The sequence below is a fragment of the Streptomyces sp. NPDC021212 genome (genome assembly GCF_044332925.1).
Lineage (GTDB): Bacteria > Actinomycetota > Actinomycetes > Streptomycetales > Streptomycetaceae > Streptomyces.
Map to the genome: position 1 here is coordinate 1 of NZ_JBIRPZ010000022.1, position 22,602 is coordinate 22,602.

Below are 22,602 nucleotides of genomic sequence, written 5' to 3' on the forward strand. Positions count from 1 at the left end.
GACGCGATCGTCTTCGCGCTGGCCAACCCGGACCCCGAGGTGGACCCGGCGATCGCCCGCGAGACCGCCGCGGTGGTGGCCACCGGCCGCTCGGACTTCCCGAACCAGATCAACAACGTGCTGGTCTTCCCGGGTGTCTTCCGTGGCCTCCTGGACGCCCAGTCCCGTACGGTGAACACCGACATGATGCTGGCCGCGGCGGGTGCGCTCGCGGATGTCGTCCACGACGACGAATTGAATGCCAACTACATCATTCCGAGCGTCTTCAACGACAAGGTCGCGGGAGCGGTCGCCGGAGCCGTGCGTGAAGCGGCGAAGCCTGTGACCGGGACCACTGCGGTCTGAGCCGGGCACGGCGCGTCGCGGCCCTTGGGGTACCTGGGGCCGCCATAGGGTGGCGGGGAGAAAAACGACCGTCGCGGCGCTTTTCGTGTGACTCTCCGGGGTTCCGGATTGGCTTTCCCGCCACAGGTGGGGGCAGGATGCGTTCCGGGCGCGAGGGTCTGAACAGCAGACCCGGGTCCGGGGACTGTCCGAGGGCCCTGGCAGCATCGGCTTCGATCTCACGCCTAATGGCAAGATGAACACGGGAGTACAACATGAACCGCAGTGAGCTGGTGGCCGCTCTGTCCGAGCGCGCCGAGGTGACCCGCAAGGACGCCGACGCCGTTCTGGCGGCCCTGGCCGAGGTGACCGGTGAAATCGTCGCGAAGGGCGACGAGAAGGTCACCATCCCCGGCTTCCTGACCTTCGAGCGCACGCACCGTGCCGCTCGCACCGCGCGTAACCCGCAGACCGGTGAGCCGATCGAGATCCCGGCCGGCTACAGCGTGAAGGTCTCCGCGGGCTCCAAGCTGAAGGAAGCCGCCAAGGGCAAGTAACCCGCCCGGCGACAAAAAGGGGCGGCCACCCGGTGCGGGTGGCCGCCCTCAGCCGTCTCACGGCCCGCTGTGAGCCCGCGGGGGGACCCCACGGGCCTGAAGCCCCCGCCCCCGCGGCGAAGGCGCCAGGGCCCCTGGCGAGCAGCCGACCCGCCGCGGGCCCCGGCGCCCCGTCTGCCCCGGCGACGCTGCCGCGCGGCGTGGACCCGCCCCGGCGGCCGGGGGCGCCGCGTGACGAGGGGGCCCCGGGCGGGTGGCTGGTCCGCATGGCGAAGGCGCCGCCCCGGCGTGGGCCCTGCGGCCGGTCTGGTCCGGCCCCCGGCGACGCCGCTGCGTGGCGGCCGGGGCGCGACCCCACGTGGCGCCGCCCCGCCCGGACCTGCGGGCCGTCTGCGGCAGAGGCGCCGGGGGCGGGGGCGGAGCCCCCGGTTCGGGGAGGGGAGGGGCCCCTACGCCGCGTCGCCGTCGCCCGGTAGTTCCACCTTGGCGCCCAGCTCCACCAGCTTGTGCATGAAGTTCTCGTAGCCCCGGTTGATCAGGTCGATGCCGTGGACCCGGGACGTGCCCTGCGCGGCGAGGGCCGCGATCAGGTACGAGAAGCCGCCGCGCAGGTCGGGGATGACCAGGTCGGAGCCCTGGAGCCGGGTGGGTCCCGAGACGACCGCCGAGTGCAGGAAGTTCCGCTGGCCGAAGCGGCACGCCGAGCCGCCCAGGCACTCGCGGTAGAGCTGGATGTGCGCGCCCATCTGGTTCAGCGCGGAGGTGAAGCCCAGCCGCGACTCGTACACCGTCTCGTGGACGATGGACAGCCCTGACGCCTGGGTCAGGGCGACGACCAGCGGCTGCTGCCAGTCGGTCTGGAAGCCGGGGTGGACGTCGGTCTCCAGGGCGATCGCGTTGAGCTTGCCGCCCGGGTGCCAGAACCGTATGCCCTCGTCGCCGATGTCGAAGGCGCCACCGACCTTGCGGAAGGTGTTCAGGAAGGTCATCATCTCGCGCTGGCGGGCGCCGCGTACGTAGACGCTGCCCTCGGTCGCCAGCGCCGCGCTCGCCCAGGAGGCGGCCTCCAGGCGGTCCGGGAGGGCGCGGTGGTTGTAGCCGCCGAGCTTGTCGACACCGGTGATCCGGATCGTCCGGTCGGTGTCCATGGAGATGATGGCGCCCATCTTCTGCAGCACGCAGATGAGGTCCTCGATCTCCGGTTCGACCGCCGCGTTGGAGAGTTCCGTCACACCCTCGGCGAGCACCGCCGTGAGCAGCACCTGCTCGGTGGAGCCCACCGACGGGTACGGCAGCCGGATCTTCGTACCGCGCAGCCGGTGCGGAGCCTCCAGGTACTGGCCGTCCGCGCGCTTCTCGATCGTCGCGCCGAACTGGCGCAGCACGTCGAAGTGGAAGTCGATCGGCCGGCCGCCGATGTCGCAGCCGCCCAGGCCCGGGATGAAGGCGTGGCCGAGGCGGTGCAGCAGCGGACCGCAGAAGAGGATCGGGATGCGCGAGGAGCCGGCGTGCGCGTCGATGTCGGCGACGTTGGCGCTCTCCACATGCGTGGGGTCCATCACCAGCTCACCGGACTCGTCGCCGGGGCGCACCGTGACGCCGTGCAGCTGCAGCAGCCCGCGCACCACCCGCACATCGCGGATATCGGGGACGTTGCGCAGCCGGCTTGGAGCACTGCCGAGCAGGGCGGCGACCATGGCCTTCGGCACGAGGTTCTTCGCGCCGCGCACATTGATCTCGCCCTCGAGCGGGGTGCCGCCGTGGACGAGCAGGACATCGTTCGAGCGGGTCATCTGGTCTCGCGTTCCTGTGACGGGCAAGGGGCCAAAAGGCAAGACTAATGGGCCCCGAGGGCGCCTCCGTAAGGCTGCTGCACCCTCGAAATGGATCGGTATGCGTCGCACCACACTCCGTTCCGCCCCGGAAACCGACCGTCACGTGCGCCGCTCCTGCTGTCGTACGCCCCGACCTGCTCTCATACGGGTCTGGCCTTCCACTCCCCGTCCGGACCGGATATGCGGGATCATGTGGCCATGACCGAGGTGTCCTCCCTCACAGGACGATTGCTTGTCGCGACACCGGCGCTTGCTGACCCGAACTTCGACCGCGCGGTGGTGCTGCTCCTCGACCACGACGAGGAGGGCTCCCTCGGCGTGGTCCTGAACCGGCCGACGCCGGTGGGCGTCGGGGACATCCTGGAGTCCTGGGCCGAGCTGGCCGGTGAGCCGGGGGTCGTCTTCCAGGGCGGTCCTGTGTCGCTGGACTCGGCGCTGGGCGTGGCCGTGGTGCCGGGGGAGTCGGGCCGGTCCCCGGCACGCGGCGAGGACGCCGGGCCACTCGGGTGGCGCAGGGTGCACGGGGCGATCGGCCTGGTGGACCTGGAGGCGCCGCCGGAGCTGCTGGCGGCCGCGGTGGGGTCGCTGCGGATCTTCGCGGGGTACGCGGGATGGGGCCCGGGGCAGCTGGAGGACGAGCTGTCCGACGGTGCGTGGTACGTGGTGGAGTCGGAGCCGGGGGACGTGTCGTCGCCGTCCCCGGAGCGGCTGTGGCGGGCGGTGCTGCGCCGTCAGCGCAGCGAGCTGGCGATGGTCGCGACGTACCCGGACGACCCCTCGCTCAACTAGCCCCGCACCTCACACGGTCTCCGCCGGGCATCGCGGGCATGAGTACCCTAGGGCTGTATGAGCACTCTTGAGCCCGAGCGCGGGGCAGGCACGGGGACCCTCGTTGAGCCGACACCACAGGTGTCGCACGGTGACGGCGACCACGAGCGCTATGCCCACTATGTACAGAAGGAAAAGATCATGGAGAGCGCGCTCTCCGGATCTCCCGTCGTCGCACTGTGCGGCAAGGTCTGGGTTCCGGGCCGCGACCCGAAGAAGTACCCGGTGTGCCCCATGTGCAAGGAGATCTTCGAGGGCATGGGCGCCGGCGGCGACAAGGGCAAGGACGGCAAGGGCGGCGACGGCAAGAAGTAGCCTCCCCGCCCGGTTCGCCCGGCCGCGCCGGAGCCTCGCGTAGACGGCACGTCCGACCCGTGGTCCAGCAAGGGGCCGCGGGTCGGACGTGCCGTGCTGTCCGGCCCCGTGTCGCGCGGCGGGTGATCCCAGTAGGGTCGGCCCCATGAGCGGGCGTACGGAGAACGGGTTACGGGACGCGGCCGACGACGCCGGGGCGCCGCGGGCGGCGTATCTGGTGTTCGGCGCGCGCGAGGTCGACGAGCCGGACGCGGAAGGCGCCGGACTCTACTGCCAGTTCGAGAAGGACTGGGACGCCCAGCTGGAGCAGTGCGGGCGGCTCGCCGGGGAGCGCGGCTACCGGCCCGCGGGCAGCTGTGTGGTGTCGGCCGCGCAGCCGGGCCTGCCGCGGCTGCTGGAGTGGGCGGACGACCCTGGCTGCGAGATCGTCCTCGCGCCGAGTGCCCGCATTCTGGGACGCATTGAGAAGACCTGGCCGGACTGGGGCCAGGTGGTGGAGCGGCTGGCGGCGGCGGGTGCGCGGGTGGAGGCCGTGCCGTATCCCGAACCCGCCTACCCGGGCGAGAAACTGACGCACTCGTAGCAAGCGCCTTCCCGCCTTCCCGCCGCAAGGCTTCCCCGGACAAAGATTGGTCGAGACCTCTTGTCCGGGCTCGGAACGTTCCCTAGCCTGCCGCATATTGTGTTGTGCGAAACACACGTTGCATGGTGTGCAACGCCGTCCCTAGGGTGCGTTTCCATGAAGCTCTTCAGCCCCCTCCCTCTCTCCCATCGCCTCGCCGTCCCGACCGCGGCGCTCCTCCTCGCCGGGCTCACCGCCACCGCCTGCGCCCCCTCCACCTCCGACAACAGCGCCAAGGAAGACGACAAGAGCGGTAACCTGCGCGTCTGGCTCTTCCAGGAGGTCGACAACAAGCCGAAGCAGCGCGTCGTCGACGACGTCGTGTCCGCCTTCGAGAAGAAGTACGACGGGGTGAAGGTCGACGTCACCTACATCCCGATCGACACCCGCGCGCAGAAGATCAAGGCGGCCTTCAACGACCCCAAGAGCGCCCCCGACATCATCGAGTACGGGAACACCGACACGGCGGGCTATGTGGAGGACGGCGGACTCGCCGACATCAGCAAGGAGTTCGGCGCCTGGGACGAGTCGGCGAACATCGACTCCACCGCCAAGAACTCGGCGACCGTGGGCGGCAAGGTGTACGGCGTGCCGCTGTTCGTCGGCGTACGGGCGCTGTACTACCGCACCGACGTCTTCAAGGACCTCGGCCTGAAGCCGCCCACCAGCCAGAAGGAACTCATCGCAACCGCGAAGGAGATCCGCGAGCGGCGGCCCGATCTCTACGGCATCTCGGTCGGCGGCGCCTACACCTACGGCGCGCTGCCCTTCATCTGGGCCAATGGCGGCGAGCTGGCCACCGAGAAGGGCTCGTTCGGCTCCAACGAGTACGAGGCGGCCATCGACAGCGCCGCCGCCAAGAAGGGCATCAAGAGCTACACCTCGCTCATCACCGACGACAACTGCCCGCCGGCCAAGTGCGCCCAGTGGGGCGGCAACGACAGCGTCGCCGCCTTCGCCGCGGGCAAGTCGGGCATGACGATCGGCGGCGACTTCAACCACGCGGCGATCGAGGCGGGGGCGGTCAAGGGCAAGTACGCGGTCGTGCCGCTGCCCGGCGTCAAGGAGGGCAGCATCGCCCCGGCGTTCGCAGGCGGGAACAATCTGGGCGTGCTCAGGAGCAGCACCCACCGCACGCTCTCCGTCGACCTGTTGGAGCGGCTGGCCGGGAAGAAGACCCAGACCAAGCTCTACGACGCCATGGGCTTCCTGCCCACCTTCATCGATGTGCGCGGGGACATCGCGCGGAAGGACCCGTTCGTCAAGCCCTTCGTGAAGACGCTGGACACCAACTCCACCATCGTGCCCGCCTCGCCCGGCTGGTCGGCCATCGACTCCCAGCTCGTGCTGCCGACCATGTTCCAGCAGATCATCAGCGGCCGTAAGAGCGTCGACGCCGCGTCCGCCGAGGCGGCGAAGAAGATGGACGAGGCATTCGGCAAGTGACCTCGGGAACCATCATTCAGCACGCCGGGCCGGAACCGGCCCGGAAACCACCTCCTCGGCGCACCGCACGCGGGGCCCGGCGGCGGGCCGGGCGGGGGAGCGGGACGCCCTGGCTCTACCTCGCCCCGGCCCTCGTCGTCCTCGGCGGGCTGCTGGTCTATCCGATCTACCAGCTCGGGCTCATCTCGTTCCTGGAGTACACCCAGGCCCAGGTGAGCGGGGGTAAGCCGACCAGCTTCCAGGGCTTCGCCAACTACGCGGAGCTGTTCCGCGACGGCGAGTTCTGGAGCGTCACCCTCACCACCGTCGTCTTCGCCGCCGTGTGCGTCGTCTCCACCCTCGCGGTGGGCTGCGCGCTCGCGGTGTTGCTCACCCGGGTCCGGGCGATCCCGCGGCTGGCACTGATGCTGGCCGCGCTCGGCGCCTGGGCCACCCCGGCGGTCACGGGCTCCACGGTCTGGCTGTTCCTCTTCGACCCCGACTACGGGCCCGTCGACCGGGTTCTGACGTGGTTCGGGCTCTCCGGCTTCCACGACTACTCCTGGACGTACGGGCGCTACAGCGCTTTCGCCCTGGTGCTGTTCGAGATCGTGTGGTGTTCGTTCCCGTTCGTGATGGTCACCGTGTACGCGGGCATCAAGGCCATCCCGGCGGAGGTACTGGAGGCCGCCGCCCTCGACGGCGCCTCCGCCTGGCGGATCTGGCGCCGGATCATGGCCCCGATGCTGCGGCCGATCCTCGTCGTGGTGACGATCCAGTCCATCATCTGGGACTTCAAGGTCTTCACCCAGATCTACGTCATGACGAACGGCGGCGGCACGGCGGGCCAGAACATGGTGCTCAACGTCTACGCCTACCAGCAGGCGTTCGCGTCCTCGGAGTACAGCCTGGGCTCGGCGATCGGCGTGGTGATGCTGCTGATCCTGCTCGCCGTCACCCTCGTCTATCTGCGGCTGCTGCGACGGCAGGGAGAAGAACTGTGAGCCAGTCCGGCGCCGCGCCTCGCCGCGCACCGCTCATCCGCCGCCCGTGGCGGCTCGCGACCGAGGTCACCGCCCTGGCGGTCGCCGTCGTCGTCGCCTTCCCGCTCTACTGGATGGTGCTCTCGGCCTTCAAACCGGCCGGGGAGGTCCGGTCCGACCACCCCCGGCCGTGGACCTCCGCACCCTCCCTGGACTCCTTCCGGCGCGTCTTCGAACAGCACGACTTCGGCCGCTACTTCCTCAACAGCCTGCTGGTCGCCGGGGCGGTGGTGATCGCCTCGGGCGTCATCGCCTTCCTCGCCGCGACCGCCGTCACCCGCTTCCGGTTCAGGTTCCGCACCACGCTGCTGGTGATGTTCCTGGTCGCCCAGATGGTCCCCATCGAGGCGCTGACCATCCCCATGTTCTTCCTGATGCGGGACCTGGGCGACGCCGTGCCCGGGGTCGGGCTCAACACGCTGGGCTCGCTGATCCTGCCGCACATCGCCTTCTCGCTGCCGTTCGCCATCTGGATGCTGCGCGGCTTCGTGAAGGCCGTACCGGAGTCCCTGGAGGAGGCGGCCTATCTGGACGGCGCCAGCCGCTCCCGATTCCTGTGGCAGATCCTGTTCCCGCTGGTTCTCCCGGGGCTCGTCGCCACCAGCGTCTTCTCCTTCATCTCCGCCTGGAACGACTTCCTGTTCGCCAAGTCGTTCATCATCAGCGCGACGGAGAACTCCACCCTCCCGATGGCGCTCCTCGTCTTCTTCAAGGACGAGGGCAACGACTGGGGCGGCATCATGGCGGCGTCCACCGTCATGACGATCCCGGTGCTGATCTTCTTCGTACTCGTACAGCGCCGCCTGGTCTCCGGCCTCGGCGGAGCGGTTAAGGACTGACGCGATGCCCCAGCAGCCCGGCACCGGCCCGATCCCCGACCTGATCCCGGCCCCACTGCGGGCCGCCCCCACGCCCGGCGAGAGCTACGTCCTGGACGAGGACAGCCGGATCGACGCCCGGCCCGGCACCGAGCGCGTGGCCCGCTGGCTGCGCGCCACCGTCGGGGCCGCCACCGGGCTGCCGCTGGCCCCGAACACCGGCGACGGCAACCACATCGTGCTGGAGCTCGACCCCGGCCTCGGGGAACGGCTCGGCCCCGAGGGGTACCGCATCGTCATCGACGGTCTCGCGGTGGTCGTCCAGGGCGGCGGCGAGCCCGGCCTGTTCTGGGGCGCCCAGATGCTGCGCCAACTGCTCGGCCCGGACGCCTTCCGGCGCGCGCCGATCGACCCGGACCGGCGCGCGTGGACCCTGCCCGCGCTCGCCGTCGAGGACGCGCCCCGCTTCGCCTGGCGCGGGCTGATGCTGGACGTGGCCCGCCACTTCCTGCCCAAGGACGGCGTGCTCGCCTATATCGACCTGCTGGCCGCCCACAAGCTCAACGTGCTCCATCTCCATCTGACCGACGACCAGGGCTGGCGGCTGGAGATCCGCCGTTACCCGGAACTCACCGCGACCGGCGCCTGGCGGACGCGCACCAAGCTCGGTCACCGCGCCTCCCCGCTGTGGGACGAACGCCCGCACGGCGGCTACTACACCCAGGACGACATCCGGGAGATCGTCGCCTACGCGGCCGAACGGCACATCACCGTCGTCCCCGAGATCGACATCCCCGGCCACAGTCAGGCCGCCATCGCCGCCTACCCGGAACTGGGCAATACGGACGTCATCGACACCGCCTCCCTCGGAGTCTGGACCACCTGGGGCATCAACCCGAACGTACTCTCCCCCACCGACACCACGCTCCGCTTCTTCGAGAACGTGCTGGAAGAAGTGCTGGAGTTGTTCCCCGGCCGGTTCGTCCACCTCGGCGGCGACGAATGCCCCAAGGAGCAGTGGAGGGCCTCCCCGGCCGCCCAGGACCGCATCCGCGAGCTGGGTCTCGCGGGCGAGGACGAGCTGCAGAGCTGGTTCATCCGCCACTTCGGCCACTGGCTCGGCGCCCGCGGTCGGCGGCTGATCGGCTGGGACGAGATCCTTGAGGGCGGCGCGCCGGACGCCCCGCTGCCCGACGGCGCCGCCGTCTCCTCCTGGCGCGGCTACGCGGGCGGCATCACCGCGGCCCGGGCCGGCCACGACGTCGTCATGTGCCCCCAGCAGCAGGTCTACCTCGACCACCGGCAGGCCCCGGGCGAGGACGAGCCGGTCCCCATCGGCTACGTCCGCACCCTCGAGGACGTCTATCGCTTCGAGCCGGTTCCGCCGCAGCTCACCGCGGCCGAGGCGGAACGCGTCCTGGGCGCGCAGGCCAACGTCTGGACCGAGGTGATGGAGGACCGGCGGCGGGTCGACTACCAGACCTTCCCCCGTCTCGCCGCCTTCGCCGAAGCCGTATGGTCCGCCCTTCCGCCGCCGCCCGAGCGGGACTTCGCGGAATTCGAGGGGCGCATGGAAGCACACTACGCCCGTCTGGACGCGCTGGGCGTGAGTTACCGCCCGCCCTCCGGCCCGCGCCCCTGGCAGCGCCGCCCCGGTCTGCTCGGACGTCCGATCGAGGGGTCGCCCCCGATCGTGTGAGCCCACGGCAAGGTGCTCGCCCCCGCGCCCCGCCCCTGGGACGGTGGACGTCCGGCCGTTGAGCAAGTTCGTACAAGGGTCCCTGAAACGTGGCAATCCGCACGCGACGGAGACGTCACCCGAAACCCGTACCATCCCCCAGGTCACGGACGGAACCATGCTTCCTGGACCCTCGCGACGGCAGGCGTGCGAGATGTGCCAGAGTTGCCACGTCCGGGTTGTGAGCACGTACCGTACGGCGCAACAGCCGGGACACCGGGGAAGGGGCAGCTGGGTTGACCACGCACGCACCGCAGGCGGCGCACACGGTGACGTTGCCGGGCTCGCTCGATGAGGCCGTGGCGGCGCTGGCCGCCATGCCCGCAGCCGTGCCCGTCGCGGGCGGTACCGATCTGATGGCCGCGGTCAACTCCGGCCTGCTGCGGCCCGCCGCGCTCGTCGGGCTCGGCCGGATCAGCGAAATCCGCGGCTGGCGCTACCTGGACGGACACGCCCTGCTCGGCGCCGGACTCACCCACGCCCGGATGGGCCGCCCCGACTTCGCGGCGCTCATCCCGGCCCTGGCCGCGGCCGCGCGCGCCGCGGGCCCCCCACAGATCCGCAACGCCGGAACGCTCGGCGGCAACATCGTCAGCGCCGCCCCCACCGGCGACGCGCTGCCCGTGCTCGCCGCCCTGGAGGCCACCCTCGTCATCGCCGGGCCCGAGGGCTCGCGCCGCGAGATCCCGGTCAGCCATCTGCTCGCCGGGGTCGAGATGCTGAGGCCCGGCGAACTCGTCGGATTCGTCCGGGTTCCGCTGCTGCACGCCCCGCAGTCCTTCCTCAAGGCCACCGGGCGCACCGGCCCCGGCCGGGCCACCGCGTCCGTCGCCGTCGTCCTCGACCCGGCGCGCCGCGGCGTGCGCTGCGCGGTGGGGGCGGTCGCGCCGATGCCGCTGCGCCCACTGGAGGCCGAGCGCTGGGTCGCCTCGCTCATCGACTGGGACGGCGACCGAGGCCATCTCGATCCGCAGGTCACCACGGCATTCGGCGAGTACGTGGCCGCCGCGTGCATCCCCGACCCGCCGCCGCCGGAGGACGGGTCCGGGCCGGTCACCCTGCCGCCCGCGGCGATCCATCTGAGGCGTACGGTGGCAGCCCTGGCCCGCCGAGCATTGGGGAGGGCACTCGCGTGAGTGACGAACAGCGGCCGCACCAGCCGGACCCGGGGAGCGGGTGGCAGCCGATGCCGCACGGCCCGGAGTACGACGCGGAGTCGACGGCTTTCGTCCAGCTTCCGCCCGACTTCCAGTTCCCGGAGCCGGGCGAGGAGGTCACCGGCTGGGACCCGCTCGCCGCACCCGGCACCGGCTACACCCCGCCGCCGATGCCCGGCGCGCCGTCGCAGGGCGGACAGTGGCAGCCCGGTAGCCAGTACGACCACTCCGGTCACGCTGATCACTCCGGGACCGGGCACTGGACCATGCCCCACACGGACACCGGCGGCTCCAACGGCTACGGCTACGGCGGCCACCAGGACCCGCACGGCACCCCCCAGTGGCCGGCGCCCGCCGAGGACTCCGCGGGTCACAACGGACATGTGCCGCACACCGGTCACTGGCCGGTGCGCACCGAGGAGCCGGTCGACGACTGGCCGCTGCCCGAAGGGGCCAGCCACGGCGAGGGCGCCCCGGTGAACGCCGGCCAGTGGACGATCCCGGTGGCGGGCGACGAGGGTGTGGACGAGACCGGCGAGTACCGGGTCGACGACCACCCCGGCCCGGCGGCCCCGCCGTACGGCGGTCCGGTCGCCCCCGGTGACCCCGGCGACATCGGCGATCCCGCGGAGACCGCTCAGCTGCGGCTGCCGTTCGGCCGTAACGCGCGGCAGCAGCAGGCCGCCCCGTACCAGCCGCACGCCGACCAGGGACACACCGGCCAGGGACATACCGGCCAGGGGGGACACAGCGGGCAGTGGTCGGTCCCGGCGGCCGACGAAGGCGTGGAGGACTCCGGGGAATACGCGGTCGGGAGCCGCCCCGGTCCGGCCGCCCGGCAGGGCGCCCCGGCGCGCCGACCGCTGCGCATGCCCGACGACGACACGCCGCGCGAGCACTCCGCCCCGGCGACCCCACCGCACGGCACCCCGCCCCAGGGCACCCCGGCCCACGGCACCCCGGCCCACGGCACGCCGCCGCACGGCACGGACGGCCACGGCTGGCACGGCGCGGCGGCCGGGGACTCCGGCGCGTTCGTACGGGAGGACGACCGGCACGCGGGCCCCGCGACGCCCGGCACCCTGTCCGAAGAGGCCGCCTGGCAGCGCGAGTTCGCGGCAGGGGACTCGGGCGAGTTCGCGGTGGACGCCCCGCACCCCGGCGCCCACACCCCGCCGCACGGCACGCCACCGCACGGAACCCCGCCGCACGGCAGCCCGGCCCCCGACGGGCCCGAGGCCGACGCCCCCGGCGAGGCCGCGCCCGAGGCCGAACGGCCCGTGCCCGAGGAGGCGTTCACAGACGCCCCCGAGCAGCCCGCCCCGGCCGAGGCCCCGGCGGACGCCCCCGAGGCCGCTGACGCCCCCGCCGAGCCCCTTCCCACCCCTGCGGAGGACGAGGACCAGGCGGCGGCGGACCCGCTGGACCCGGCCCACAGCGAGCACCCCCAGGCGTCGTACGTGCTGCACGTCAACGGCGCCGACCGGCCCGTCACCGACTCCTGGATCGGCGAGTCGCTGCTGTACGTACTGCGCGAGCGGCTCGGCCTCGCGGGCGCCAAGGACGGCTGCTCGCAGGGCGAGTGCGGCGCCTGCTCGGTCCAGGTGGACGGGCGGCTCGTCGCCTCCTGCCTGGTGCCCGCCGCGACCGCCGCGGGCTCGGAGGTCCGTACGGTCGAGGGCCTGGGCCAGGACGGCCAGCCCTCCGACGTCCAGCGCGCGCTGGCCGAGTGCGGCGCGGTCCAGTGCGGCTTCTGCGTGCCCGGCCTCGCGATGACCGTGCACGACCTGCTGGAGGGCAACCACGCCCCCACCGACCGGCAGACCCGCCAGGCCATCTGCGGCAACCTGTGCCGCTGCTCCGGCTACCGCGGAGTCGTCGACGCCGTACGCGAGGTCGTGGCGGCCCGTGAGGCGGCCGAGGAAGCGGCGCAGGCCGCGGAAGCCGCGGAGGACGAGGCGGCGGCACACGACCCGGCCCGCATCCCGCGCCAGGCGGGCCCGCCTGGCGCCGGGAACGGGGGCGACGGCGGCAACGGCAGCGGTATGGGAAGGGCATCGGCATGACCGGAATCGCGGACGGCGCGGGAGCCGTCACCGCAACCCCCTCCGCCGGAACGCCCGTCCCGCCGCCGCCCCACATGGGGCTCGGTGTGTCGCTCCAGCCCGCCGACGTGACGGCCAAGGCGTCCGGCACCTTCCCGTACGCCGCCGATCTGTGGGCGGAGGGGCTGCTGTGGGCCGCCGTGCTGCGCTCGCCGCATCCGCACGCCCGCATCGTCTCCATCGACACCTCCCCGGCCGCCGGGATGCCCGGGGTGCACGCCGTGGTGACCCACGCCGACGTCCCCGGGGACGCCTCGCACGGCCGCCGGGTCGCCGACCGGCCGGTCTTCGCCAAGGACCTGGTGCGCCACCACGGCGAGCCCATCGCCGCGGTCGCCGCCGACCACCCCGACACCGCACGGCTGGCCGCCGCCGCCATCGCCGTCGAGTACGAGGTGCTGGAGCCGGTCACCGACCCCGAGCAGGCGTTCGCCGCCGAACCGCTGCACCCCGACGGCAATTTGGTCCGCCACATCCCGCTGTCCTTCGGCGACCCGGAGGTCATCGGCGAGGTCATCGTCGAGGGGCTGTACCGGATCGGCCGCCAGGATCCGGCGCCCATCGGCGCCGAGGCGGGCCTCGCCGTACCGCGCCCGGACGGCGGGGTGGAGATCTACACGGCCTCCACCGACCCGCACGCCGACCGCGATCTGGCCGCCGCCTGCTTCGGCCTGGATCCGGAGCGCGTCAAGGTCGTCGTCACCGGCGTCCCCGGCGCCATGGGCGAGCGCGAGGACCCCGGCATGCAGCTGCCGCTCGGGCTGCTCGCGCTGCGCACCGGCCACCCGGTCAAGCTCGCCGCCACCCGCGAGGAGTCGTTCCTCGGCCACGCCCACCGCCACCCCACCCTGCTGCGCTACCGCCACCACGCGGACGGCCAGGGCAAGCTGGTGAAGGTCGAGGCGCAGATCCTGCTGGACGCGGGCGCCTACGCGGACTCCTCGCACGACACCCTGGCCGCCGCCGTGTCGTTCGCCTGCGGCCCGTACGTGGTCCCGCACGCCTTCATCGAGGGCTGGGCGGTCCGCACCAACAACCCGCCCTCGGGCCATGTCCGCGGCGAGGGCGCGATGCAGGTGTGCGCCGCGTACGAGGGCCAGATGGACAAGCTCGCGGCCAAGCTCGGCCTCGACCCGGCCGAGATCCGGATGCGCAACGCGATGGCCACCGGTGACCTGCTGCCCACGGGCCAGACCGTCACCTGCCCGGCGCCGGTGGCCGAAGTGCTGCAGGCCGTCCGGGACGCCCCGCTGCCCGACCTCCCCGCCGACGACCCCGAGGAGGACTGGCTGCTGCCCGGCGGCCCCGAGGGCGCCGGCGACCCGGCCGCGGTGCGGCGCGGCGTCGGCTACGCGCTCGGCATGGTGCACATGCTGGGCGCCGAGGGCGCCGACGAGGTGTCCACCGCCACCGTCAAGGTCACCGGCCCGGTCGCCACCGTCATCTGCGCGGCCGTCGAGACCGGCCAGGGCTTCACCACCCTGGCCCGCCAGATCGTGCAGGACGTCCTCGGCATCGAGGAGGTCCACGTCGCGCCCGTCGACACCGACCAGCCCCCGGCCGGACCCGCCTCGCGCGGCCGCCACACCTGGGTCTCGGGCGGTGCGGTCGAGCGCGCCGCCAAGATGGTCCGCACCCAACTGCTCCAGCCGCTGGCCCACAAGTTCGGCATGTCCACCGAGCTGCTGACCATCGCCGACGGCAAGATCACCTCGTACGACGGCGTCCTCAGCACCACCGTCGAGGAAGCCCTCGAGGGCAAGGAGCTGTGGGCCACCGCCCAATGCCGCCCCCACCCCACCGAACCGCTCGACGAGACCGGCCAGGGCGACGCCTTCGTCGGCCTCGCCTTCTGCGCGGTACGGGCCGTGGTGGACGTCGACATCGAGATCGGCGCGGTCCGGGTCGTGGAGATGACCGTCGCCCAGGACGTGGGCCGGGTCCTCAACCCGCGCCAGCTCCGGACCCGCATCGAGTCCGGCATCGCCCAGGGCATCGGCGCCGCCCTCACCGAGAACCTGCGCACCTCCCGCGGCGTCATCCGCCACCCCGACCTCACCGGCTACGCCCTGCCGACCGCCGTGGACGTCCCCGACATCCGCATCGTCAAGCTGGTCGAGGAGCGCGACGTGGTGGCCCCCTTCGGCGCGAAGGCGGCCAGCGCGGTCCCGGTCGTCACCTCCCCGGCGGCGGTGGCGGCGGCCGTCCGCGCCGCCACCGGCCGCCCGGTCAACCGCCTCCCCATCCGCCCCCAGGCGGCGGTGGTCAACCGGGGGTAGCCCCATGCTCAGGGACCCCTACGCGCTGCGCCCGTACCGCGACGCCGAGGACCACGAGGCCATGGCCGCCGTGCGGCGCGGCTGCGCGGCCCGGGACGGGGCCGACGCCCGCTCCGTCGTGGAGGGCGTACCGACGGCGGCCGAGATCGCCGAGACCTCCGCCGCGCTGGACGCCCCGGACCGGAACCAGATCCTGGTGACACACGGCGACGGCCGAAGCGTCGTCGGCTATGCGACGCTCAGGTGGTGGGAGGAGCGGGACGGTACGTGGCTGTACCTGCACCGCGGCCACCTCCTGCCCGAGCACCGCGGCCGGGGCGTCGGCACGGCCATGCTGAACTGGGCCGAGACCCGCATCCGTCACCTCATCGCGCAGCACGGGACCGCGCGGACGGCCGTCCTCGGCGCGAACGCCATGGCCTCCGACCGGGACTCCACGGAGCTGCTGCTGGGCGCCGGCTACGGGCGTGTCTTCAGCCTCGTGGAGCTGGAGCTGCCCGATCTGCGCCAACTGCCCGACCCCGGCCGCCTTTTGCCGCCCGGCTTCACCCTGGGCCCCATCGGGCCCGCCGACTACCGCGCCGCCTGGCAGACGGTCGTCGACTCGTACGCGAACGCCCCCTTCACCGAGACCTGGACCTTCGAGGACTTCCTCGCCACCGCCGACCCGGCCTGCTGGCGGGCCGTCCGGCAGGGCGGCCGGATCGCCGGCGTCGCCCTGTGCTCGCTGCGCCGTCACGACCGTACGGTCGGCGAGGTCGAGGAGCTGAGCGTCAGCGCGGACTTCCGCCGCCTGGGCCTCGGCCGCGCCGTCCTGCTCGCCGGCCTGCGCGCCCTCCACACCCAGGGCGCCAGGACCGCCCGCCTCTACACGGGCACGGCCAATCCGCACCGCTCGTACGACCTCTACGAAAGCGTCGGCTTCCGGCGCCTGAACGAGTACGTCCGCTACCGCCGGAGCAACTGAAGCCCCAAGGGGACGCGTCCTTCACGGTGATCCCTCGGCCACGGTTTCGGAAGGTGTCCGCTCGTGCCCCTCCTGCTCATGTCGATCAGTACGGTCCTGCTCCTGGCCACCGGGCTCTGGACCCCCGCCCGGGCGCACTGGCTGAAGCGGACCGGCCGGCAGGCGGAGGCGGAGGTGACCGGCCGCCGGGTGGTCGACCGCGGCGAGGACCACCACACCGAGCTGACCCTGACCTTCACCGACCACGACGGCCACCCCCGCGAGTTCGAGACCCGCCTGCTGACCACGAGGTCCGCCCCTTTGGTCGGCACCCGCGTCCCGGTCGGCTACCCCGCCGACCGCCCGGAGGAGGCCCGGATGCTGACGCACACCTGGCGCGCGACCCGGTCGTATCTGGCCTTCCTGCTGCTGGTCGTGATGTGGATGACGGCGCTCGTGCCGCATTTTCAGTGACGGCGAGGAAATCCGGTTTCCGGCTGCGGCCCTCGTTTGCTAGTCCTGTTCCGCATGCGGGAGACCTTGCGGACGGACCATGTGGCCATCGTGACCGGAGCGAACCACGGGATCGGGGCGGCGACCGCCAGAGCGCTCGCCGCGCGCGGTGTCGCGGTGTTCTGCGCCTGCCTCGGGCCGGGCGGCGAGGAGGTGGCGGAGGAGATCCGCCGAACGGGAGGGCGGGCCGAGGCTTTTGAGGCGGATCTCAGCGACCCGGCCGCCCCCGCAATCCTCTTCGACCGGGCCGAGGAACGCCTCGGCCCGGTCGACATCCTGATCAACAACGCCTCGGGGTGGGTGCAGGACACCTTCACCCCGGATCCGGCCGACCGGTTCGGGCGGCCGTTGCAGCCCGTCACCGCGGAGACATGGTCGCGGCAGTTCGCGGTGGACGCGATGGCCCCGGCGTTGCTGATCGGCGAGCTGGCCCGGCGCCATCGGGAGCGGGGCGCCGGGTGGGGGCGGATCGTCGGGCTGACGTCGGGCGGGGATCTGGGCTTTCCCGGCGAGGTCTCGTACGGCGCCGCGAAGGCCGCCCAGGTCAACTACACGATGTCCGCCGCCGTGGAGCTGGCCGGCCTCGGCATCACTGCCAACGTGGTGCATCCGCCGGTGACCGACACCGGCTGGGTGACGGATGAGGTGCGGCGGTTCGTGGCGTCGAGCAGCACCCATTTCCATGTGGCCGAGCCGGCGGAGGTCGCGGCGACCATCGTGTTCCTCACGTCCGATGAGGCCGCGCTCGTCACCGCCAACACGATCACCCTGCGGTGACCTACCGCAGCACCAACTGCACGATCGCGGCCGTCCCCACCGTCACGATCAGGGCCCGCAGCGCGGTCGGGCTGAAGCGGCGGCCCACCGCTGCTCCCGTCATGCCGCCGAGGGCGGAGCCGACCGCGATGAGGACGACGGCCGTCCAGTCGAAGTGGGCGGCGAACAGGAAGAACAGCGCGGCGACGGAGTTCACGACGGCGGCGAGGACGTTCTTGATCCCGTTGAGGCGTTGCATCGGCTCGTCGAGGAGCATGCCCATGAGGGACATGTAGATGATGCCCTGGGCGGCGGCGAAGTAGCCGCCGTAGACGCTGGCGAGCGTCAGCCCGATGAGCAGCAGCGGTCCGACGTCCCGCCGGGCGGAGCCCTCCACCCGCTCGCGGCGGGCGCGCACCCGCTTGGAGATCAGCGGCTGGAGCACGACCAGGACGAGCGCCAGCCCGACCAGCGTCGGCACGATCCGCTCGAACGCCGTGCTGGGCAGCGTCAGCAGCAGCGTGGCGCCCCCGAGCCCCCCGACCAGGGCCCCGGCGCTCAGCTTCAGCACCCGGCGGCGCTGCCCTGCCAGCTCCTTGCGGTAGCCGATGGCTCCGCTGATGGAGCCGGGTATGAGGCCGAGCGCGTTGGACACCGTGGCGGTGACGGGCGGCAGCCCGGTGGCGAGCAGCACGGGGAACGTGATCAGCGTCCCGGACCCCACCACTGAGTTGATCCCACCGGCCCCCACACCCGCCGCGAAGACGGCCACCATCTCCCACGGCGTCACGCCGCCACCCCCTGCTCGCTGCCTGATCGTTGTCTCATGGGCCAGACGCTAGACGGTGATCGCTTCGGTGTCCGCCGCAGGGGTCAGGTGCCGAGGGCCCGGGCCACCTTCGGGCCGATGACGGTCAGGGCTTCCTCGTGCAGCAGGTGGTAGTGGTGGGCCGGGACGCCGTGGTGGTTGATGGCGCCGGACACGTACGGCTGCCAGGCCTCCGGGACGTGCAGGGCGTCGCGTTCGTAGCCGGGTATCTCCTCGTCGGCGGTGAAGAGGAGCATGTCGCCCTCGAAGCGCTCGGGGGCGAACTTGCGCATCAGCTCTTGGTCGTTGAGGAAGATGTCGAGCAGCGGGAAGCCGTGCTCGCCCTCCAGGAGCCGCTGCGGCAGGCCGGTTTCGCGGCTGAGGTCGGCGATCAGCCGGCCGTCGTCGTCGATGCCGTCGGGGTGGGCCTCCAGCCAGCCGGGGGCGAAGATGTCGCCGCCGCCGATGTTGTCCAGCAGGACGCCGAGCCACTGGCGCTTGCCCAGGTCCGGGAGGTCCGGCAGGGCCTGGTCGTTGTCGGGGTAGGCGTCGATGACGGTGAGGGTGGCGACCTCTTCGCCCTCGCTCTGCAGCCGGGTGGCCATGGCGTGGGCGATGAGCCCGCCGAAGGACCAGCCGAGCAGGTGGTACGGGCCGGTGGGCTGGACGGTGCGGATCTGGTCCAGGTAGTCGGCGGCCATCTCCCGGACGTTGGCGGGCAGCACGTCGGGCGCGGTCAGACCGCGCGCCTGGAGGGCGTAGACGGGCTGGTCGGGGGCGAGGTGGCGCATCAGGCCGGTGTACGACCAGCCGAGGCCGCCGCCGGGGTGGACGCAGAACAGCGGCGGGCGCCCGCCCTCGCCGCGCAGCGGCAGCAGGGTGTCGAGCGGGTGCAGCCGGTCCGCGTCGGCGGAGGTGGCGGCTTCGAGGCGGGCCACCAGGCGGGCGACGGTCGGGGCCTCGAACAGGTCACGCATCGACAGCTCGGTGTCCAGGGCGGTACGGGCCTGGCTGGCCAGCTTGGAGGCGAGCAGGGAGTGGCCGCCGAGCAGGAAGAAGTCGTCGTCGATGGTGACATCGGGGACGCCCAGCACCTCGCCGAACAGCGCGCACAGCGTCTCCTCGCGGGGGGTGCGGGGCGCGCGGCCGCCGCGGGCGGCCTCGTGGGAGGGGACGGGCAGCGCGGCCCGGTCCAGCTTGCCGTTGGGGCTCAGCGGCAGCGTGTCGAGCACCATGAACGCGGTGGGCACCATGTGCTCGGGCAGATCGCGGTGCAGCATCTCGCGGGCGGTGGCGACGCACGGCGCGGCCTCGCCCTCGGCCGTCAGGTAGGCCACCAGACGCTGGTCGCCGGGCTGGTCCTCGCGGACGACGGCGGCGGCCTCCGCGACGTCCGGCAGGGCGCGCAGCGCGGTCTCGACCTCCCCGGTCTCGATGCGGAAGCCACGCAGCTTGACCTGGTGATCGGTGCGGCCCAGGTAGGCGACGCCGCCGTCCGGCAGCCGCCGGGCCAGGTCGCCGGTGCGGTACATGCGGTCCCCGGGGGCGCCGAAGAGGTGGCCGTACGGGTCGGGTACGAAGCGCTCGGCGGTCAGCGACGGCCGGTCGTGGTAGCCGCGGGCGAGCTGCGGTCCGGCCAGGTAGACCTCGCCGACGGCCCCGGCGGGGGCGTGCCGCAGGGCGGAGTCGAGGACGTACAGCCGGCTGTTCCACACCGGGCCGCCGATCGGGACGGGGCCGCATGAGCCGGGCTCGCAGGTGTGGGCGCTGATGTCGACGGTGGCCTCGGTGGGCCCGTACACGTTGTGCAGCGGTACGCCGGGCAGCAGGGTGTGGAGGCGGTCGGCCGTCTCGCGCGGCAACGCCTCGCCGCCGCAGAACACCTGGCGCAGGCTGCCGGCGCACCGCTCGGCGACGTCCGGCTCGGCGAGGAACGCGCGGAGCATCGACGGCACGAACTGGAGTGTGGTGATGCGCTCTTCGTGGACGGTGCGCACGAGGTACGCGGGGTCCTTGTGGCCGCCGGGCTGGGCGAGCACCAGGGTGGCGCCGCTGACCAGCGGCCAGAAGAACTCCGCGACCGAGGCGTCGAATCCGGCCGGGGTCTTCTGGAGCAGCCGGTCCTCGGGGGTGAGGGGGTGGCTGCCCTGCATCCACTCCAGGCAGTTGACGATGGCGCGGTGGGGGACCAGGACGCCCTTGGGGCGGCCGGTGGAGCCGGAGGTGTAGATGACGTACGCGGGGTGCTCGGGGTCGAGCGCGACCCGCGGCGCGTCGGTACCCGGCTCGTCGTACGAGGAGTCGAGCAGCAGCCGCTCGACCCCATCGGGCCCCTCCGCCGCGGGCAGCTGCCCGGTGTGCTCGGCGCGGGTGACCAGGAGCGCGGGCGCGGCGTCGTCGAGCATGAACGCCAGCCGGTCGGCCGGGTAGTCCAGCTCCAGCGGCAGATAGGCGGCGCCCGACTTGAGCACCGCCAGCAGGGCGACGACCAGCTCGGGGGAGCGGGGCAGGGCGACGGCGACGGTGCGCTCAGGCCCCGCGCCGCGCGCGGCCAGCCGGTGGGCCAGCCGGTCGGCGGCGCGGTCCAGCTCGGCGTAGCTCAGCCGGGTGTCGCCGAAGACGACGGCCTCGGCGTCCGGCGTGCGGGCGGCCTGCGCCGCGACAAGCGCGGGCAGGGTGGCGCCCGAGGTGGCGTGCGCCGTGTCGTTCCACTCCTCGGTCGCGCGCCGCCGCTCCTCGGCGGTCAGCAGCTCGATGGCGCCGACGGTGCGCTCCTTGTCGGAGGTGTCGGCGAGGGTGCGCAGGAGTTCCAGATACCGCTCGCGGTGGGCGGCGAGACCGTCGGCGGTGTAGAGGTTGGAGTTCGCGTTGAGATCGATGCGGATACCGGAGCCGTCGGAGCGGTCGTATCCCATGATCGAGAGGTCTTCGACGGTTCCGTTGGACAGGTTGTGCCCGACGACGCGATGTCCCCCGAAGTCGAAATCGTAGTCGTACGTCATGATGTTGACGTGCGGGCCGAGGAAGCCGTTTCCGCCATCCGGGAGGTGGAGATCCCGGGCCAGGTCGATATGGCGGTAGCGCTGATGGCGCAGCGCCTGCCGGACTTCCCGCGAGACCTTACGGACCAGATCCCGTATCCGCATATCCGAGCGCACCTGGATGCGCAGCGGCACCACATTGGCGAACATCCCGGGAATGCCGCGCAGCGTGGCATCGGTCCGGGCGGTGACCGGCAGCGTCAGAATGATGTCGGATTTACCGGTCAATCGATGCAGATAGATGGCGGTCGCCGTGATAATCATCGCCGACCAGTGAGTCGCGTATTTACGCGCCGCAGCGCGCAGCTCGACCGCTTCCTCCTCGGTCAGGTACGCGGTCTCGCGCAGCACGCTGGAGAGTTCGTCGCCGGGTCGGCCGGAAAGCCGGGCGGGTTCCGGGGAATCCGCGAAGTGTTCCGTCCAGTACGCGCGGTCCTTGGCGAATTCCTCCGACGCCCGGTATTCCGCGTCCCGGTCGAGCATGGTCCGCAGAGACCCGAAGACGGTTTCTTCCGCACCTTCTTCCGAGGCCGGGTCGGTGCCTTCGGTGAGCGCGGTGTAGATCTCGGCGGTGCGCCGGCCCAGCAGGGCGGCGCTGCCCGCGTCCGACACGATGTGGTGGCTGCCCTGGTACCACAGGAAGCAGTCGTCGCTCAGCTTCAGCAGGGCGAACGAGAAGAGCGGGTGGTCGTCCAGCTCCAGCTTGGTGGCCAGGTCGTGCTTCATCCAGCGGACGGCGGCGGCGTGCGGGTCGGGGTCGCCGCTCAGGTCGAGGAACGGGAAGTCCCAGTCGGTCACCGGGTCGAGGACCTGCCAGGGCACCCCGTCGTCCTCGCCGACCCGGACGTTGTACGGCTCGGCTTCCGCGACGGCCTGACGCACTGCCCTCTCGAATATCGCGGTGTCTATGGGGCCTTGGATCTCAAGGTATTCCCCGACCTTGAACGTCGTGCTCTCCGGCGGCTCCAGCTGCTGAATGAACCAGATCTCGCTCTGACCGGTCGACAGCGGCAGACGGGTGGCCGGTACGGCGGGCTGCACATTTCCCCCAGACGGAACACAGGATCACAGGTCGAAACAAAGGGTGCCTGTTCAGTCACCGCGGGTTCTCCGTCGGACTGCAGGCACCAAGGGCGACCCTATGCGCCGAAAACGCGCTCACTGCGGGGAGTCGGAGGCCATTCAGTGGGGAGAATGTGAAAAAGGTCAGGTGACCGCTTGCGTGAACGCCGTTCGCGAAACTGAGCATGCGCCTCGTAAGGCATATATGTCCAGAGGGTTTCTGGTCGTTCACCGACAGAGATCCCGGGTCGCGGGGATGAGCGGCCCGGGAGAGGGTGTGGAAGCGCGGGGGCGCTGCGGAGGCCGTGGCGGGATTCGAACCCACGTAACTCGCTTTGCAGGCGAGCCCCTGAACCACTCGGGCACACGGCCAATGTCGTGCTCGTGCCTACGACCATAGGGAGCGGTTCAGGGGGCATCAATGGTTCGG

At 72.2% G+C, this 22,602-nt stretch carries 18 protein-coding genes and 1 tRNA gene; 15 read left to right on the forward strand and 4 right to left on the reverse strand.

The features are described 5' to 3' along the window. Window positions 1-345: malic enzyme-like NAD(P)-binding protein (locus ACH4SI_RS38680; protein ID WP_398304497.1), on the forward strand; the 345-nt coding region annotated here is incomplete at its 5' end. 254 nt (window positions 346-599) lie between these two features. Continuing rightward, a complete protein-coding gene (locus tag ACH4SI_RS38685; RefSeq protein WP_014179130.1) occupies window positions 600-881 on the forward strand; it encodes an HU family DNA-binding protein in 282 nt (93 codons plus the stop codon). A 449-nt stretch (window positions 882-1,330) separates the two neighbouring features. On the opposite strand, the gene murA is transcribed toward ACH4SI_RS38685, so the two are convergent. Beyond that, complete coding sequence (murA, locus tag ACH4SI_RS38690) at window positions 1,331-2,674, reverse strand: UDP-N-acetylglucosamine 1-carboxyvinyltransferase (protein ID WP_398304502.1); 1,344 nt, start codon at window positions 2,672-2,674, stop codon at window positions 1,331-1,333. 240 nt (window positions 2,675-2,914) lie between these two features. Between murA and ACH4SI_RS38695 the strand changes: the two genes are divergently transcribed. The 13 genes from ACH4SI_RS38695 (at window position 2,915) to ACH4SI_RS38755 (ending at window position 17,282) form a co-directional block, all read left to right on the forward strand. Continuing rightward, a complete protein-coding gene (locus ACH4SI_RS38695) occupies window positions 2,915-3,505 on the forward strand; it encodes a YqgE/AlgH family protein (RefSeq protein WP_398304505.1) in 591 nt (196 codons plus the stop codon). A 57-nt stretch (window positions 3,506-3,562) separates the two neighbouring features. Next, window positions 3,563-3,859, forward strand: a complete 297-nt coding sequence (locus tag ACH4SI_RS38700; protein ID WP_079038663.1) for a DUF3039 domain-containing protein — start codon at window positions 3,563-3,565, stop codon at window positions 3,857-3,859. Window positions 3,860-4,004: 145 nt separating this feature from the next. Further along, window positions 4,005-4,442, forward strand: a complete 438-nt coding sequence (locus ACH4SI_RS38705) for a hypothetical protein (RefSeq protein WP_398304509.1) — start codon at window positions 4,005-4,007, stop codon at window positions 4,440-4,442. A 156-nt stretch (window positions 4,443-4,598) separates the two neighbouring features. Next, on the forward strand, window positions 4,599-5,927 hold the full coding sequence (locus tag ACH4SI_RS38710) for an extracellular solute-binding protein (protein WP_398304512.1): 1,329 nt from the start codon (window positions 4,599-4,601) through the stop codon (window positions 5,925-5,927). Next, a complete protein-coding gene (locus ACH4SI_RS38715) occupies window positions 5,924-6,910 on the forward strand; it encodes a carbohydrate ABC transporter permease (protein ID WP_398304515.1) in 987 nt (328 codons plus the stop codon). The genes ACH4SI_RS38710 and ACH4SI_RS38715 overlap by 4 nt, the downstream gene beginning before the upstream one ends. Beyond that, window positions 6,907-7,788 (forward strand): carbohydrate ABC transporter permease, encoded by an 882-nt coding sequence (locus ACH4SI_RS38720; protein WP_398304518.1) that lies wholly within the window; start codon window positions 6,907-6,909, stop codon window positions 7,786-7,788. Before ACH4SI_RS38715 ends, ACH4SI_RS38720 begins: the two co-directional genes overlap by 4 nt. Before the next feature lie 4 nt (window positions 7,789-7,792). Continuing rightward, window positions 7,793-9,466 (forward strand): beta-N-acetylhexosaminidase, encoded by a 1,674-nt coding sequence (locus ACH4SI_RS38725; protein WP_398304521.1) that lies wholly within the window; start codon window positions 7,793-7,795, stop codon window positions 9,464-9,466. 275 nt (window positions 9,467-9,741) lie between these two features. Then, window positions 9,742-10,641, forward strand: coding sequence for an FAD binding domain-containing protein (locus tag ACH4SI_RS38730; RefSeq protein WP_398304524.1), 900 nt, complete (start codon window positions 9,742-9,744; stop codon window positions 10,639-10,641). Next, a complete protein-coding gene (locus tag ACH4SI_RS38735; RefSeq protein ID WP_398304527.1) occupies window positions 10,638-12,728 on the forward strand; it encodes a 2Fe-2S iron-sulfur cluster-binding protein in 2,091 nt (696 codons plus the stop codon). Before ACH4SI_RS38730 ends, ACH4SI_RS38735 begins: the two co-directional genes overlap by 4 nt. After that, the gene (locus tag ACH4SI_RS38740; protein ID WP_398304530.1) at window positions 12,725-15,046 is read left to right on the forward strand and encodes a xanthine dehydrogenase family protein molybdopterin-binding subunit; all 2,322 of its coding nucleotides are present in this window, start codon (window positions 12,725-12,727) and stop codon (window positions 15,044-15,046) included. The genes ACH4SI_RS38735 and ACH4SI_RS38740 overlap by 4 nt, the downstream gene beginning before the upstream one ends. A 4-nt stretch (window positions 15,047-15,050) precedes the next feature. Continuing rightward, entirely contained in the window at window positions 15,051-16,013 is a 963-nt protein-coding gene (locus ACH4SI_RS38745) for a GNAT family N-acetyltransferase (protein WP_398304533.1), read from the forward strand. Window positions 16,014-16,076: 63 nt separating this feature from the next. Further along, window positions 16,077-16,466 carry a DUF3592 domain-containing protein gene (locus ACH4SI_RS38750; RefSeq protein WP_398304536.1) on the forward strand — a complete coding sequence of 130 codons (390 nt, stop codon included), beginning with the start codon at window positions 16,077-16,079 and terminating at the stop codon, window positions 16,464-16,466. 90 nt (window positions 16,467-16,556) lie between these two features. After that, window positions 16,557-17,282 carry an SDR family NAD(P)-dependent oxidoreductase gene (locus tag ACH4SI_RS38755; protein WP_398304539.1) on the forward strand — a complete coding sequence of 242 codons (726 nt, stop codon included), beginning with the start codon at window positions 16,557-16,559 and terminating at the stop codon, window positions 17,280-17,282. Between the two features lies 1 nt (window position 17,283). On the opposite strand, the gene ACH4SI_RS38760 is transcribed toward ACH4SI_RS38755, so the two are convergent. The 3 genes from ACH4SI_RS38760 to ACH4SI_RS38770 form a co-directional block, all read right to left on the reverse strand. Beyond that, on the reverse strand, window positions 17,284-18,051 hold the full coding sequence (locus ACH4SI_RS38760; RefSeq protein ID WP_398304541.1) for a sulfite exporter TauE/SafE family protein: 768 nt from the start codon (window positions 18,049-18,051) through the stop codon (window positions 17,284-17,286). A gap of 83 nt (window positions 18,052-18,134) precedes the next feature. After that, the gene (locus ACH4SI_RS38765) at window positions 18,135-22,151 is read right to left on the reverse strand and encodes an amino acid adenylation domain-containing protein (protein WP_398304544.1); all 4,017 of its coding nucleotides are present in this window, start codon (window positions 22,149-22,151) and stop codon (window positions 18,135-18,137) included. Window positions 22,152-22,472: 321 nt separating this feature from the next. Further along, a tRNA-Cys gene (locus ACH4SI_RS38770) sits at window positions 22,473-22,544 on the reverse strand. Window positions 22,545-22,602 lie beyond the last annotated feature (58 nt).

Coding starts and splice junctions, on each gene's coding strand:
- ACH4SI_RS38695 (WP_398304505.1), top strand. CDS start 2,915: ATGACCGAGGTGTCCTCCCTCACAGGACGATTGCTTGTCGCGACACCG.
- ACH4SI_RS38705 (WP_398304509.1), top strand. CDS start 4,005: ATGAGCGGGCGTACGGAGAACGGGTTACGGGACGCGGCCGACGACGCC.
- ACH4SI_RS38710 (WP_398304512.1), top strand. CDS start 4,599: ATGAAGCTCTTCAGCCCCCTCCCTCTCTCCCATCGCCTCGCCGTCCCG.
- ACH4SI_RS38700 (WP_079038663.1), top strand. CDS start 3,563: ATGAGCACTCTTGAGCCCGAGCGCGGGGCAGGCACGGGGACCCTCGTT.
- ACH4SI_RS38740 (WP_398304530.1), top strand. CDS start 12,725: ATGACCGGAATCGCGGACGGCGCGGGAGCCGTCACCGCAACCCCCTCC.
- ACH4SI_RS38725 (WP_398304521.1), top strand. CDS start 7,793: ATGCCCCAGCAGCCCGGCACCGGCCCGATCCCCGACCTGATCCCGGCC.
- ACH4SI_RS38685 (WP_014179130.1), top strand. CDS start 600: ATGAACCGCAGTGAGCTGGTGGCCGCTCTGTCCGAGCGCGCCGAGGTG.
- murA (WP_398304502.1), bottom strand. CDS start 2,674: ATGACCCGCTCGAACGATGTCCTGCTCGTCCACGGCGGCACCCCGCTC.
- ACH4SI_RS38745 (WP_398304533.1), top strand. CDS start 15,051: ATGCTCAGGGACCCCTACGCGCTGCGCCCGTACCGCGACGCCGAGGAC.